This is a genomic window from Paenibacillus pasadenensis (genome assembly GCF_023715725.1).
In the GTDB taxonomy this organism is placed as follows: Bacteria; Bacillota; Bacilli; order Paenibacillales; family Paenibacillaceae; genus Paenibacillus_O; species Paenibacillus_O pasadenensis_A.
This window is the reverse complement of the sequence record NZ_JAMBOT010000002.1, coordinates 274213-290160: the sequence shown is the minus strand read 5'-3', so window position 1 is coordinate 290160 and position 15948 is coordinate 274213. Positions and strand designations below refer to the sequence as shown.

Genomic DNA, 15948 nt, shown 5'->3' with positions numbered 1-15948 from the left:
ACGTTTCAGCTGCGGCACGATCCCCTTGGCCTTTTCAACCTGCTCCGGAGCTGCAGGCGGACAGTGCTACTGTGCTTGCCAGAAAACAGAGAGCTAAACCCTGTTTACCGTTAAGTTTAATGTTTAACATAATCATCCTCTCGATTCGGTTGTTGATAAGCCGCGAAGAACAGACAAAATCCGAACAGCGAAATCCATAAACCCGGTGAAATAAACTGCGGCAGTCCGATAAGCAGCATCACCAGACCTAACAGCAAGTAACAGAATGCGATGCAGTAAAACAAACGGACAAAACGTTTAGCAAGCGGGAGAGCGTTCCTTTTCCATTCACGGATTCCGAGCAGAAACAACGGCAGTCCCAGCAGCAGGCCGACGGCCGTAACAACCGGAATATAGGAGCCAAGCCGGTCTTCCAATAATTGATAGGGAAGAATATGGCTAAATAGCGGGGGCTGCTCCTGCCAATGCTCAAAAAGCTTCGTTTTGAAAAAGTTCAAATCAATCCAGCGGTCGGGGATATATTCCGAAGGGATGAAAAAGGAGAAGCGAGCGAGCAGCACCAGAGCGACTGTGCTTGCCCCTATGGCAATAAAGACCAGAATCTGCCTAAACATATAAAGCCTTTCCCGTTTCATGACCTCATCCGAATCTCCGATTTTCAGCGCCCGTTTCATGCGGCCGTAGGTGCCGCCGGCAATTCTCCGCATCCAGATCAATCCAAGCACTAATATAATGACGCCGGTTAACGCCGGCAGCAGACGCGGCAGCTGCTTCATCAAACGCCAGCCTTTTTCGCCGATTTCAATTTTATAAACGCCTGGCGTCAGCTTGTTTTCCAGCAGCGCCTTATTTACTTGCATCTCCCCGTTCAAGAGCGCGTCTCCGGACGCCTCCAGCAAAATCGTTCCGACTCTTGACTCCGGGCTGAGTTCGGCAAATACGCTTGAAGGCAGGAGCACCTCCGGCTTCACGCCTCTGCTCATCCAATCCATCAGATTGTTTTCGGTGCTGTATACGCCGATGATTCGCAGCTTTTGGTTTTGGATCATTATTTCCTTGCCAAGCACATCGGTTGAACCGAACAGGTAATCGGCCAAGCTGTCGCTAATGACAACGACCTGGTCCATTCGTTCATTGGAGGCTTCCGTAATCATGCTGCCTCTGTCCAGTAAAATGGACGTAAAGTCGCTATAGTTCCCGCCGATCCCCGCCGTTTCAACTTCCTTTTGGCGGCTGCCAGCCTTTACGGGGAATGTTCCTTTTATAGAATAGGCCGCTTCTCCCTTCCAGGATTCGATCAGCTTATTGGCCTCTTTGGCGGTATAACCGGCAGCCCCGGTTTGGCCTGGAGCGGAGACCGCCTGCAAATTAAACCGCTCTGGGCCAATCGTTCCGCCCGACTGCTGCCATGCCATGACGGCAGCTTCGGAAAAGACGCTGCTGAAGCTCATCAGCAGCATGCCGATGGCCACCAGAAAGGTAGCTAAGCGCATTGTCCTCACTCCGATCCATTTTCCTCTTCATCCGTCACCAATACCCGCTTGCCCTCTTCAATGGCCTTATTGCTGGAGGTGACAACAAAGTCAGCCGGGCTAATCCCGTCTTTAACTTCCGTATATTCGGCATCCGATTCCTTCACGGTCAACTTAACTTTGCGAATGTAATATTCCTTGCCGAGAGAGCCTTCTTTTTCCGAAACCACATACACAAATTTGCCGTCCTCATTACTTTCTCGAATCGCGCTGTTCGGGACTAAAATTTCCGGCTCCTGTTCCGAACCCGCCTTTTTGGACCATTCAAAGTCCCCGGTCTCGCCACCTTGCAGCCTTTTATCCTTAAGTACAGCGATAATCTCCTTCTGGTCGGTATTCTCCTGCTGTCCTCCGCCCGGATTGTTCTGCTGGCCCTCCTGTTTATCAGGCTTTTTGGTTCCAACGGATTTAATTTTTACCTCAAACACAGCGTCATCAAGGCTTGGAACCGTAATTTTAATGGAATCCCCCGCCTTCAGCCGTTTCGCCTGTTCATTCGTTACGTCGGCTTTAAACTCAAAGCTGGTCGATGTTTTTTTTAGATTAACAACGGCTGAGCCTGGAGCTACCGTCGCACCGACTGCGGCGAGAACCTCGGTAACCGTGCCTTCCTCCGAGGAGGTCAGCACCGAATATTTGCTGATTTCCTCTCTAAGCCGGTCGATTTTGCGCTTTTGAGCATCCAGATCAAGCTGAGCGCTCTCCATATCGCGCCTAAATCCGGCGGCCAGTTTATCATCAAATACCTGTTTGGCTTCCTTGTAGCTGGTTTGCAGCTTTTCCAGCGCAATCTGCTGTTTCTCGTAGTTCAGCTGCTCCGCCTCAATCTGCTCTTCCGCAGCCGATGTATCAAAACGGATAAGCGCTTGGCCCTTTTTGACCTTGTCGCCGACCTCTACCTCCACTTCTTCCACCGGCCATGCGCCATACTCGGCCAGCACCTTGACCTCTTCTGCCGATTCCACCGTGCCTGTGCCGTTAACCTTAAAGCTCAGACCGCCAAAGCTTGGTCTTTCGGCCGAAACTCTAGGCAGAGAGTATTCCAGAATCGTATTGGAAAATAACGTAAGCACGATCATCATTAAAATAAACGCGATAATGATGCCGCCTGTTTTTTTCTTTTTCGACTTACCGGAGGATCTTTCTTCCGTTAAAACAGCTGCTTCCATGTCGATTCTCCTTTCTATCCTTTAACGCCTGAAAGCTGTACGCCCTCGACTAGCTCTTTTTCCGCATGAAGCATAAGCAGAATTGCAGGCAGCATGTAAATAACCGATGCCGCAAACGCAAGTCCGATATCGTCCTCGCTAATGTAGGCAAGGTATACGGAGAGAGGCTGTTTGATCGCATCCTTCAGGAAAATAAGCGGTTGCTCAACCATGTTCCAATTGTCGATGAAAGCTAGCACCGCCAGCGCGGCCATGCCGGAGCGGCACATCGGAAGCACGATCATAATCAAAATTTTCATATGCCCAGCCCCGTCCATGCGAGCCGCTTCAATGTAGCTGTAGGGGACGACCTGCATGAACTGCCGCATGAGGAACACTCCGAAAGCACTGAAGATGCCCGGTAAAATAATCGACCATTCCGTGTTGAGCAGTCCGAGCGAGTTCGCCATGATATAGTTAGGCACAAGTGTAACCTGGAAGGGCATCAGCATGACCACGATATAGGCAAAAAATAGCGGCTCCCTCAGGCGAAACCGGAGCTGGGAAAAGGCATATGCGGCCAGCACCGATACAAGGACCTGTCCGATTACAATCGGCACGGTCAGTTTCATTGAATTCCAGAAGAGCAGCAAAAACTGAGGCTGTGCAAGCAAAATATCGTAATAAGCGTTTAACGTCGCCTTGGACGGAATCAGCTTAAGCTGCACGTATTTGGGTTCTTCTCCGATTTTATCTTTTTCCTTCTGCTGATCTTCGTCCGAGCTTTTAATAATCGGCTTGAGCTCGGTTTTGATATCATCGGGCGTTTTGAACGAATGGATCGTTGTCATCACAATGGGAAAAACAAAGATGACGACAAGCAGCGCCAAAAATGTCGTTAGCACTCCTTTGTATAGTCTGCTGCCAATTTTCCCACGCAGTATACTGCTACCGAATTCCATTCGGCCCCACTCTCCTTTCGACTGCCTCGAACCGCCCGTTTATAACCACCGGCTGAACCGGCGTTCTACGCTAAACAGGACAAGCACCATAATTACAATCGCGCTGGCCATCAAAAATGCCGCAGAGGTCATTTTCTGATAATCGAGCTGCTGGAACATGTTATTCATAAAATGCTGCAGCATGTACAAGCTCTGATGCGGATAAGGGCCTGCAAGCATGTACGTTTCGCGGAATACCTTAAACGAATTGATGATTGACATGATGAAGACGAAGAATGTAGTCGGGGTCAAATAAATGATGGTGATGGAGCGCCACTGCCGCCATTTTCCCGCTCCGTCGATCCGGGCTGCTTCATAAAGATGCTCCGGCACGTTTTGCAAGCCTGCCAAAAACAACAACATATTGTAACCTACATTTTTCCAAATATAGATTAAAATCGCGATGTACAGCGCCGAATTGCTGTCCAGCCAATCAACCGGCGCCATACCCCAAGCTTCCAACCAGCCGTTCAAAGTTCCATTTCGTTCAAAGAAAATCTGCCAAATCAACACGACGGAAGCAACCGGTATGACTAGCGGCGAGATAAAGGATAGGCGGAACCAGCGCTGCCCGTATACCTTTCCGTTCAGCAGGCTGGCAAGCAGCAGGGAAAGAACCATATTGATCGGTACGCATAGAGCGGTGAATAAAAACGAATTCCACAGCGCTCTTTTAAACGAATTGTTGCTTAACAGATCCAAGTAGTTGCGGATGCCGACCAGTTTCCCGTCGATCGGCGTATCCACAAGCGAATAATAAAAGCCGATCCCGAAGGGCAGGAAGAAAAACAGCGTCACTCCTGCCAGGCTCGGAATTAAAAACAATGCGGCGTACGACCCGTCGGAGCGGAAAACCCGCAGGAGACGTCGGCCGAAATTCATCTTATCCATCGGATGGTTCCTCCTCCGGCAGTGCGATTCTAAATGCAACTCCGGTCTTTTTATTCACGACTTCAATTTGCGCGCCGATGCTGTTTAAGATCTGTTTGACAATCGCCAATCCAAGTCCAAATTTGCCGTAAGGCCCCGTCCGGAAAGTGGAAAACATGTTCGCCAGCAGCGACTCCTCCACCTGAGGCCCGTCATTATAAATCTCAATGATCATGGAACGGGGGCCCTCGCCTTTAACTGCGGAAACTTTAATTTCTTTTGAAGCATAACGGATAGCGTTGTCGATAATATTCTCGAAGACAACCTTCCACTGTTCCCGGCTGCCCTGAATGATCCACGGCTCCAAATCAACGCTCCATTCCAGATTGGCTCTGCGATACCGAAGACGCTGTACAACATCCTCCAGCACCTCTTTGATCTCAAGCGGCTTCATCTCGCTTTTACGGGTTGTCGACGTCACATATTGGAGCCGGTTGAGCCGCAAAAGACTATGAATTTGCTCATCCAATCGGTCAGCCTCCGAAATGATCGTTTCAATGCTGCTTTCCAAAGAGCCCTTTGGGAAAACCCCGTCTTTAATGGAATGCGCATAACTATGAATGACCATTACCGGTGTTTTCAGCTCGTGAGAGGTATGCTGCAAATAGGACTGCTGCGCCTGATCCTGCTGGACGAGCCGCTGGCGCATCGTTTCAAACGCTTTAGCCAGCCGCCCAATCTCATCGCGGCGCTGCAGATCAACCGGCTCATGCCAGTCGCGATCTGCGATGCGGGTCATCTGTGTCTCCATTTCGTTAATCGGCTTGGAAAGATATCTGGACAGCCATATACATGGAATCCAGCATAGGAGCATCAGCGCAACCAGCAGCAGGCTGAGATTTTTAAATAACGCCCCCGCCTGTTCGTTCCGGTAGCTTCCCCATGTGTATGAAACAAGCGAATCGGTGCTGCTTCCGTTTTTTTTGTTAATGACGTAAAAGAGAGTTTGGCCGCCGACACGCCCCTCGTAGGTAGCTATCGTCTCCTTCTGCGATGCGGCCTGCTGCGCGATCTGGTAGTACATATTCTGGGAGAGCTCTTGCCCGGAATTGAACAAAAGGTAGATCTGGTCACCGCTTAAATACAGATGACGAATATCCGGCCCCCCTGTTGTAGTAGTCTGAGCCACACCGCTAAACTCTCTGCTTCCATTAGACGGGAGAGCCACTTTAGTTTCTGAGCTCACCGGGATTCTCGGTATAGCCTGTAGAGAAGCGGTTCCGTTATCGTCCATTTTGCTTATAAAAACCCCTTGTGCAGGGTCAAAGGTCAGATTTTCAAACGGCTGCTGCGAATCCTGAATCATACCGTAAATCTGACCGGTAAAAAAGTCTCGCAACATGGATGGCAGCAGTGAAGACACGGCAATGAACAGACATAACATCACAGCTGCAAAAACCGACCAGATCTTCACTGCCATAGGCCAGTTTTTCATGCTTTCACCAGCCTGTAGCCGGAGCCGTATACCGTTTCGAGCCTAAGTTCCGGCATTTTTTTGCGCAAACGCCGAATCAGGTCGTCGACGACGCGGTCCGTTCCGTAGAAGTCCTCCCCCCAAATTTGCCTCAGTACCTGCTCCCGCTGAATTAGCTGTCCGGGATGAAGCACAAAATACATAAGCAGATCAAACTCTCTTGCCGTCAAATCAATGTTTTCTCCAAGCTCATTTTTGACGCTTCTGGCTCGCCCTTCAATTAAATAAGCGGCTACCTTAAATGTCTTGAGCGTGGCGCTTTCCCGGTCGGGCTGGCCATATATGCGCTCCAGCAGCTTGCGGGCGCGAATGACAAGCTCCCGCGGCAGAAACGGCTTGGCCAAATAATCGTCGCTTCCAAGCTCCAGGCCGACAATGCGGTCCAGATCGGCGTCCCGGGCCGAAATAAAGATAATCGGCGCGCTGTTATTCTGAAGCTTGATTTCTTTGAGCAGCTGGTAGCCGTCCATGCCCGGCATCATTATATCGAGAATCCACAGCTGCGGATTGTCGCCGATTGCCTGTTTGGCGTCTTCTCCATTCAAAAAGGTAACGACATCCCAGCCTTCCTGCTGTAAATAATAAGCAAGAATTTGATTTAGGTTCATATCGTCTTCGACAAGGTAGATCGTATACATGAGGAAGTAGCTCCTTTTCGTTCCTGGCCTAAGTCTAACAAACGATTTCAGCCAAAATATCAAAAGATTATGTGAAATTATGTGAATGCATTGATATGTCGTTATGAACCCATTATAAGGATAATAAGCAGCAAATGCGGCAAAGGGAATAACAAAATTTTGCTCCATCGTGTACATTTCGATACAAAAAATCCGGCTCCGGTATGCCCGGAGCCGGAACCATATTAGGATATCGATGCAACTGCGTCGCTAAACGAATTGGACACGCTCGAATAGGAAGCGAGGCCGCCGGTCAGCGTGCCCGTAAAGCTTACCGTAACGGAAGATTGCGCGGCATTCGTTTTAATCGGAACCCACGACGTTCCCTTTTTATAATAACCCGTGACCGTGTTAGCTTGTTTCTCCAGCTTAAGCTCAACCGGCAGTTTTACATAATCGCCGTTGATTGTTGTTATTGTCCCCGACGAGTTGCGGTAGGACAGCTCTGTCCGTCCTTCAGCGTTGACGGACAGCAACACGCTGGACGGCTGAGGAGCCGTGCCGGCGCTGCGCAGCATAATGCCTGTTTTGCCGCTTGAGATTCCCGCACCTGCATAACGCAGCGATTCAATGTTAGACGTCAGTGTTACTGGCGAAGTATTGTTCACCGTATTGTTCACCGTTTTATTCACAAATACAAATTGCTCGCTTGTCTGCCCGGTCCCGCTGCCGGACGCCTGAATACGATAACTTCCGTTTGGCTGAACGTCGGCTTTGCCGTCGGCGCCGCCGATAAAGCTAACGCTCCACGGGGCTGCAAATTGTCTCACTGTAACCGCGAAGCTTTTCGTTTCCGTGCCGCCGCCTGCTCCCGGTACTGTAACGGCAATGGTGGTCGTTCCTGCGGCAACTCCTGTTACAACGCCTTGAGCATTAACCGAGGCAACGGACGGGTTGCTGCTGCTGAAGCTTGTTTGGCCGCTGATCGTTTGCAAAGTACCGTCCGTTTGCAGGCGTCCAAGGGTCAGCGTGCTTTGCGCGCCTACGTACAAGTCGGATGGAAGCTGCTTCGCTCTTAAATTGGAGAAACCCGCAGCATCTTTATACACCTCAACCTCCGCAAACTGCATACGGAAATTATTGTAGTTATCCTTGCCTAGTTCGGTCGCTTCGACCTTGACATATCTGGCATTGACGGAAGGGAACGTTATGTTCCGCCTTGTTGCCGGTCTCTCCGTGTAGTCCTGAGTTGTATGAACAGTCGTCCAGTTTACGTTGTCGGAAGATACCTGAACGGTGTAATCAACCGGGAAGCCTGTTCCTTCATGCCATTGATCCGTTCTCGGGAATAGGCTGACCGCGCCAATTTGCTGGGTGGAGCCCAGATCGATCGTAATCCACTCCGTATGATTGACGCCAAGATCAAGCGAATTGCTCCAGCCGTATGAAGACTGGGTTGAATTGCGTTTGCCGTCAATGGCAAACGGCGCGTTCCAGCCCCATTCCACGCCTGTGTCGGTGCTTCCAACCGCTTTTTTGCCAAAGGCCAGATTATCCGGCGATGGATTATTCAGCTGCGATACATCCGCTAGCGCCGGATAGTGGCGAATGAACGTTTCCGGCATGGCGTACAGTCTGCCCTCGCCCGGCTGGAAGCTGGCCGACAGCTGCGAAGTGGCCGGGTTGAAGTTCGTGGCGATTTCCGCGCCTGTTACGTTTGATACCTCGGTAACGCTAGTGATGCCGGTAGTGCTGTTTATGGCAAAAGTGAAGTTTTTGCTCGTTGTCATCGATTTGTTCACGACCATCACATAACGCCGTCCGGTATCTTTGTGGACAAAATTCGAAATGACCATGTCGTCTCCGGAGTTCGGTGCGGACACCGGCTGGAAGTAGAAGCTGGACGGCAGCTGAACGGTGTTCTCTGGAATCTGGCCATAATGGTAGACATCCTTTGCGTCCAGGTTCAGCAGCGTGGTGCCCAGCTTCAGCATGACGCTGTTCATCTGTTTGACCGGCTCGAACAGATCGGTCTTTTGGCCGTCCGCCGTAATGATCGCCGTCGTGAACGGCTCGCCGCGGTTCGTCGGTGTCCACCAGGTGAACCAGGTCAGCTTTTTGAGGCCGTAGGCCAGGTTCAGGTATACTTCGTAACGGATAATTTCCGGAGTCGGCCGGATCAGCCGGTTGTCGATACCGACGCTTTGCAGATATCCCGCCGTTTTATAATTGTTTTTCAAGCCTAATTTGCGAATTCGGTCAAGCAAGTAGTAAAAATCCTGGCCCATGCCGTTAATGCCGAACGGATAGGAGTCAAACGTCAGAAACTCGATATTTTCGGCACCGACAAGACCGGTCCAGGTCGCCCAGTGATCGCTGCCCGGCAGCAGATTCAGATGCGCAAGGCGGGCCGGGTCCATCTCTTTGACTTTTTTGTACAGCCGCGCGGAATCATGGAAATCCTTAAACGCCACCGGTTCATCCCGGATGAAGTAACCGCCGGTTGCCGGATGCGGCTTGAAGTGATTCACAAACTCCTCAACCTCGTGATCGGACACGCTGGACAGGTCCTCAGTGTTCGTCACGCTGACCTTCATACCTCTTTCTCCGGCCAGATCAAGCATTCTGTCGTTCACTTCGACCGAGGTGAGGTCACCTGTTTCCACCACTTCGATGAAATTCACGTTTGCTTCCTGCAAGTAATCATACTGCTGCGCGTTCACGTAATCCTTCGTTGGCGGCCAGAATACGGCAACCTTAAACGTGTTTGGAGCCTCCGGAGCCACGTTCGGATACGGCTTTAGTGTGACGGGGAAGTCTTTCGTTTTGCTTGCCGTTCCTTTTTTCACCGTTGCCGTGAGCGTTACCGTCAGCGCGCCTTCATTCCAGGCAGGCCGGTTCATTAATTTGCCGTCGCCGCGCAAATAGGCGGGGTGTGAGCTTGCCCAGGTAACCTGCGTATTCTCCATACTAAATGTCGGCAGCGTCATATTGGTATAAATATTAGTCGTGCCCGTCAGCGTCAGCCATTGATGTCCGGCGTCCACCGCTTCCTGATCGGTCAGCTGGCTGATCGCCTGCAGAACCTCAAGCTCGGCCAATTGCATGACGTAGGCGTTGAAGTCGTCCTTAGACAGCTCCGTCGCCTCGATTTTCACATAACGGGCGTAAGCGGAGGTGAAGCCGATTGCCTGTCCGCCTGCTTGCGATGGAGCCGGATAATCCGTTTTGGTTGCGACCGTTGTCCAAGTCGTTTTATCCGTGGAGGCTTTGATAGTAAAATCAATCGGAAAACCGCTGCCGATATGCTGGCCCTCGTCGTTTCGCGGCCATAAAACCACTTTGTCGATCCGGTCCACGTAGCCAAGATCTACCATGATCCACTCGGAAGCGGGGGCGCTGGATTTCGGCTGGCTCGTCCAGCCTTTATCCCCGGTCGCCGTATTGGAGCCGATTTTAACACCGTCCACGGCCAGCTCCGGTCTCCAGCCCGAGCCGACGTAGCTGGAGGAAGCTTCGATTGGTTTATTCAGCGCAAGATTTGCCTGGACAGTCGGAACTGGATAGATCTCTACCTCCGCCAGCTGCATCACATACGCCTGAAAAACATCCTTGGACAAAACGGTGCCCTCTACCTTAACGTAACGGGCGTTGGCCGCGCTGAAGCTGAACGTTTGCGCGCCGCCGCTGACAGGCGCAGGATAGTTGGTCTCGTTTGCCACCGTGGTCCAGGTTAAATTGTCGGTTGATACTTTGATGTTGAAGCTGGCCGGGAAACCCATCCCTACATTTTGCCCCTGGTCGTTACGCGGCCAGAGCACAACTTTATCCATGCTGTAGGACGCTCCAAGATCAACGGTTAGCCATTCCGTTCCCGGGTTGCTGGCAACTGGCGTGCTGGTCCAGCCCTTGTCGCCGCTTGCCGTGTTGACGCCGGTCCGTTGGCCGTCTACGGCCCGCGCCGGACTCCAGCCTGAACCGACATAACTGCTTGATGCGGTTACGGTCTTGCCGAGAGCAAGATTTGTTTGCATCTCCTCGGCAGCCGCCTTAGACGGCCCGAATGGAGAGACGGCTCCGAGCATAAGCGCAACCGCCAAGAGCATGGAAAGCACCGCTCTTCTTTTCATCAATGATCCCTCCTCGAAAATTGAACTGATAAAGCGATGGTACGAACTCTATTGTAAGAGCTTTCAATCCGGCGAAAAGGACAGATAATTCGGAATCGGTCTGTTTTATTCGGTGAAAGATGTCGCTGCGCCATAGGCCGGCCTTAGAAGACGTACTGCCACAAAAAAACGGGAGAAAGCTGAGCTTAACTCACCTCCTCCCGTTATTGTTTTTTCCTTAGATGTTCTATTTGTTCATTAGTTCCAGCAATCTCATAATCATGGTAACTGCCTCCGCACGAGTGGCGGATGCGCCGGGATCAAACTGCCCGTGTTCCTTCCCTTGCACAAGCCCGGCATCATAAGCCGCAGCGACATAAGGTCCAGCCCATGACGGTATTTGCGCTGCATCGGTAAACATGGATAATTGCGCTGACTGGTCCGCCTTGATCCCCAGCGCTTTTACCACGATAACAACCATTTCGGTCCGAGTCATCGATTTCCCAGTTCGGAAGGTATTATCCTCGAATCCGTTAATTACGCCCTTTTCGACCAATTGGGATACAAACGGCCTGGCCCAATCCGGTATGCTGGCTTGATCGGCAAAAGCTGGAGCTTCGTTTGAGGCTTCATCCAGCTTAAGAGCCCTTCCCAGCATGGCCGCAAACTCTCCGCGCGTCGTTTCTTTGTTCGGCTTAAACGATCCGTCCGTGAACCCTCTGACAATGTTTAGCTCAACCGCTTTTTGAATGAGCTTTGCCGCCCAGTGCCCGACAGTCAGGTCCGTCCACGGCACTGGTGTCGATGATGGCGTTGGCGTCGCTGTCGGCGTTGGCGTCGCTGTCGGCGCTGGCGTTGGCGTCGTGGTCGGCGCTGGTGTTGGCGTCGTTGTCGGCGCTGGCGTTGGCGTCGTGGTCGGCGCTGGTGTTGGCGTTGTTGTCGGCGCTGGTGTTGGCGTTGTTGTCGGCGCTGGTGTTGGCGTTGTTGTCGGCGCTGGTGTTGGCGTTGTTGTCGGCGCTGGCGTTGGCGTCGTGGTCGGCGCTGGCGTTGGCGTTGTGGTCGGCGCTGGTGTTGGCGTCGTTGTCGGCGCTGGCGTTGGCGTCGTGGTCGGCGCTGGCGTAGGTGTTGCCGACGTTGAAATAACAGGCGCTGTTGCAATCGAGCTGCTGTAGCTGCCTTCCGTATTTGACGCTGCTGCAATACCTCCAAGGGTCAACGCAATCTCACTGGATACAGCCAAAGTAGAAGCAGCAGAAGTTCCGTTGATTGGAATCCAATCGTTGGCTTTTTTATAGTATCCGCTGACTTGATTGCCGCTTCTAGATAGCTTCAGCTCAATCGGGAAGGCGGCATAATCACCTTCGATACTGGTCCCGTTGCCGCTGCTGTCTCGAACCGTTAATTCCGTTCTGCCTTCCGAATTCACGGACAAGTAAGCATAAGGAGAGCTGCTCGCGTCGGAAGGAACCGCACTCAGCATAACGCCGGTTTTGCCGTTTAATCCAGCCGTTCCTGTACCCGCATAGAGGACAGATTGGATTTCGGATGTCACCGTAATCTGCGAAGCAGTGCTAACGGTTTTATTTACAAACACGAATTGCTCGTTCAATGCTTCAGCTCCGCTGCCCGCAGCCTGAATTTGAAAACTTCCGCCAGGCAGCGAGTCTACTTTTCCGTCGGCTCCGCCTTTAAAGGCAACGTTCCAAGAATCCGCCAGCTGCCGCACCGTTACGGAGAAGGTTTTTGTTTCTTCCCCTCCGGCTTCACCCGGAACTGTGACGGATATGACAGCCACGCCTGGGGCTGCTCCCGTTACGACGCCTTGAGCGTTAACTGCGGCGACGGATGAATCGCTGCTGCTGAAAGCCGCTGGACCGCTAATCGCTTGCACGGAGCCGTCCGGCTGCAGTCGTCCGAGAGTAAGTTCAGCTTCCGAGCCTGCATACAGATCCGACGGCAGCTGTTTTGCCCGAAGATTGGAGAAGCCTGCAGCATCTTTATACACTTCGACTTCGGCAAACTGCACTCTGAAATTATTGCCGTTGTCCTTGCCAAGCTCGGTTGCTTCTACCTTGACGTATCTGGCGTTGACGGAAGGGAACGTTATGTTCCGTCTTGTTGCCGGTCTTTCCGTGTCATCCTGGGTCGTATGAACAGTCGTCCAGCTCACGTTGTCAGTGGAGACCTGGATGTTGTAATCAACCGGGAAGCCCGTTCCAGCGTTGCCTTGATCCGTTCTCGGGAACAGGCTGACCGCTCCAACTTCCTGTTCGGAGCCCAGGTCAATCGTAAACCATTCCGTATGATTCACACCTGTGTCAAGCGTGTTGCTCCACCCGTTAGCAGCCGGTGTTGAGTAACGCTTGCCGTCTACCGCAAACGGCGCGTTCCAGCCCCATTCCACGCCAATATCGCTGCTTCCGGCTGCTTTTTTGCCAAAAGCCAGATTATCCGGCGAAGGATTGGTCAGCTGCGACACGTCCGCCTGCACAGGATAGTGGCGGATGAACGTTTCCGGCATGGCGTACAGTCTGCCCTCGCCCGGTTGGAAGCCGGCCGAAAGCTGCGAAGTGGCCGGGTTGAAGTTCGTGGCGATTTCCGCGCCTGTTACGTTTGATACCTCGGTAACGCTAGTGATGCCGGTAGTGCTGTTTATGGCAAAAGTGAAGTTTTTGCTCGTTGTCATCGATTTGTTCACGACCATCACATAACGCCGTCCAGTATCTTTGTGGACAAAATTCGAAATGACCATATCGTCTCCGGAGTTCGGTGCGGACACCGGCTGGAAGTAGAAGCTGGACGGCAGCTGAACAGTATTCTCTGGAATTTGCCCGTAATGATAGACGTCCTTCGCGTCCAGGTCCAGCAGCGTGGTGCCCAGCTTCAGCATGACGCTGTTCATTTTTTTGACCGGCTCAAACAAATCGGTCTTTTGGCCGTCCGGGGTAATGATCGCCGTCGTGAACGGCTCGCCGCGGTTCGTCGGTGTCCACCAGGTGAACCAGGTCAGCTTTTTGAGGCCGTAGGCCAGGTTTAGGTATACTTCGTAACGGATAATTTCCGGAGTCGGCCGGATCAGCCTGTTTTCGATGCCGACGCTTTGCAGGTATCCCGCCGTTTTATAATTGTTTTTTAAGCCTATTTTGCGGATGCGGTCCAGCAAGTAGTAAAAATCCTGGCCCATGCCGTTAATACCGAACGGATAAGAGTCAAAGGTCAGAAACTCGATATTTTCCGCACCGACAAGACCGGTCCAGGTCGCCCAGTGATCGCTGCCCGGCAGCAAATTCAGATGCGCGAGACGGGCCGGGTCCATCTCTTTGACTTTTTTGTACAGCCGCGCGGAATCATGAAAGTCCTTAAACGCCACCGGTTCATCACGGATGAAATAACCGCCGGTTGCCGGATGAGGCTTGAAGTGATTCACAAACTCCTCAACCTCGTGATCGGACACGCTGGACAGGTCCTCGGTGTTCGTCACGCTTACCTTCATGCCTCTTTCTCCGGCCAGATCAAGCATTCTGTCGTTCACTTCGACCGAGGTAAGGTCACCCGTTTCCACCACTTCGATGAAATTCACGTTTGCTTCCTGCAAGTAATCATACTGCTGCGCGTTCACGTAATCCTTCGTTGGCGGCCAGAATACGGCAACCTTAAACGTGTTCGGTGCCTCCGGAGCCACGTTCGGATACGGCTTTAGCGTGACGGGGAAGTCTTTCGTTTTGCTTGCCGTTCCTTTTTTTACCGTTGCCGTGAGCGTTACCGTCAGCGCGCCTTCATTCCAGGCCGGGCGTTTCATCAGCTTGCCGTCACCGCGCAAATAGTCGGAATGCGAGCTTTCCCATGTAACTTGCGTGTTCTCCATGCTGGAGGTTGGCAATGTCATATTCGTATAAATGTTCGTCGTACCCTCAAGCGTCAGCCACCCATGTCCGACGTCAACCGCTTCCTGATCGCTAAGCTGGCTAATCGCCTGCAGCACCTCAAGCTCGGCTACCTGCATGACGTAGGTATTAAAATCGTCTTTGGACAGCTCCGTCGCCTCGATTTTGACGTAACGGGCGTAAGCGGAAGCGAAGCCGAACGCCTGCCCTCCCCCTTGCGTTGGAGCCGGATAATCCGTTTTCGTCGCAACCGTAGTCCAAGTCGTTTTGTCTATGGAAATTTGTACGGTAAAATCTACCGGAAATCCGCCGCCGATATGGTGGCCTTCGTCGTTTCGCGGCCAGAGGACGATTTTGTCAATCCGGTCCATGTAGCCAAGATCAACCATGATCCACTCGGAAGCGGGGGCGCTGGATTTCGGCTGGCTCGTCCAGCCTTTGTTCCCCGTTGGCGCATTGGAGCCGATTTTTTCGCCGTCAACGGCCAGCTCCGGTCTCCAGCCCGAGCCAACGTAACTGGAAGACGCCTCAATCGTTTTGTTCAGCGCCAGATTGGGCTGTTCCACCACTGGAACGACGGTTTCATATACTTCAACCTCTGCCAGCTGCATGACATATTTATGAAAAACATCCTTGGGCAGATCGGTACCTTCCACTTTGACATAACGGGCGTTTGCAGCGCTGAATTCGAACGTCTGCGCGCCGCCGCCAACCGGAACCGGATAGTAGGTTTTGCTCGTTACGGTCGTCCATTCCGCATTGTCGACCGAAATTTTGATGTCAAAGCCAACCGGGAAGCCGGCTCCAACGTTCTGTCCCTCGTCGTCGCGCGGCCAGAGCATAACTTTATCGATGTTGTAAGCTGCGCCAAAATCAATTGATAGCCACTGGGGCGTATTGGTGTCGGCGGGATTGCTCGTCCAGCCTTTGTCGCCGCTTCCCGTATTGATTCCGGTTCGTTGTCCGTCCACAACCCGCTCCGGGCTCCAGCCGGAGCCGACATAACTACTTGAGGCAGTAACGCTTTTGCCAAGCGCAACATTTGTTTGGCCCTCCGTCCCTCCGGACGGCTCCTCGGCTGCCGCACTGGACGGCCCAAACGGGGAAACAGCGCCCAATACAAGCACAACCGCCAAGAGCATGGAAAGCACCGCTCTTCTTTTCATCAATGATCCCTCCTCAAAAATTGAACTGATGAAGCGATGGTACGAACTCTATTGTAAGAGCTTTCAACCCTTTGGACGTGAAGCTTT

The 15948-nt window shown here is 52.3% G+C and carries 8 protein-coding genes; all 8 read right to left on the bottom strand.

Annotated features, from left to right (window positions below; genetic code table 11):
* Positions 1 to 116: 116 nt before the first annotated feature.
* Positions 117 to 1493 carry an ABC transporter permease gene (locus tag M3223_RS06630; RefSeq protein ID WP_251560289.1) on the bottom strand — a complete coding sequence of 459 codons (1377 nt, stop codon included), beginning with the start codon at positions 1491 to 1493 and terminating at the stop codon, positions 117 to 119.
* A gap of 5 nt (positions 1494 to 1498) precedes the next feature.
* Positions 1499 to 2701 carry an efflux RND transporter periplasmic adaptor subunit gene (locus M3223_RS06625; protein WP_251560287.1) on the bottom strand — a complete coding sequence of 401 codons (1203 nt, stop codon included), beginning with the start codon at positions 2699 to 2701 and terminating at the stop codon, positions 1499 to 1501.
* A 14-nt stretch (positions 2702 to 2715) separates the two neighbouring features.
* A complete protein-coding gene (locus M3223_RS06620) occupies positions 2716 to 3642 on the bottom strand; it encodes a carbohydrate ABC transporter permease (RefSeq protein WP_251560285.1) in 927 nt (308 codons plus the stop codon).
* A gap of 39 nt (positions 3643 to 3681) precedes the next feature.
* Complete coding sequence (locus tag M3223_RS06615) at positions 3682 to 4572, bottom strand: carbohydrate ABC transporter permease (RefSeq protein ID WP_251560283.1); 891 nt, start codon at positions 4570 to 4572, stop codon at positions 3682 to 3684.
* Entirely contained in the window at positions 4565 to 6046 is a 1482-nt protein-coding gene (locus tag M3223_RS06610) for a HAMP domain-containing sensor histidine kinase (protein ID WP_251560281.1), read from the bottom strand. Before M3223_RS06610 ends, M3223_RS06615 begins: the two co-directional genes overlap by 8 nt.
* Positions 6043 to 6723 carry a response regulator transcription factor gene (locus tag M3223_RS06605; protein ID WP_251560279.1) on the bottom strand — a complete coding sequence of 227 codons (681 nt, stop codon included), beginning with the start codon at positions 6721 to 6723 and terminating at the stop codon, positions 6043 to 6045. Before M3223_RS06605 ends, M3223_RS06610 begins: the two co-directional genes overlap by 4 nt.
* 224 nt (positions 6724 to 6947) lie before the next feature.
* On the bottom strand, positions 6948 to 10832 hold the full coding sequence (locus tag M3223_RS06600) for a discoidin domain-containing protein (RefSeq protein ID WP_251560277.1): 3885 nt from the start codon (positions 10830 to 10832) through the stop codon (positions 6948 to 6950).
* A gap of 226 nt (positions 10833 to 11058) precedes the next feature.
* Positions 11059 to 15861: a discoidin domain-containing protein gene (locus tag M3223_RS06595; RefSeq protein ID WP_251560275.1), complete on the bottom strand. Its 4803-nt coding sequence runs from the start codon at positions 15859 to 15861 to the stop codon at positions 11059 to 11061.
* Positions 15862 to 15948: the final 87 nt, after the last annotated feature.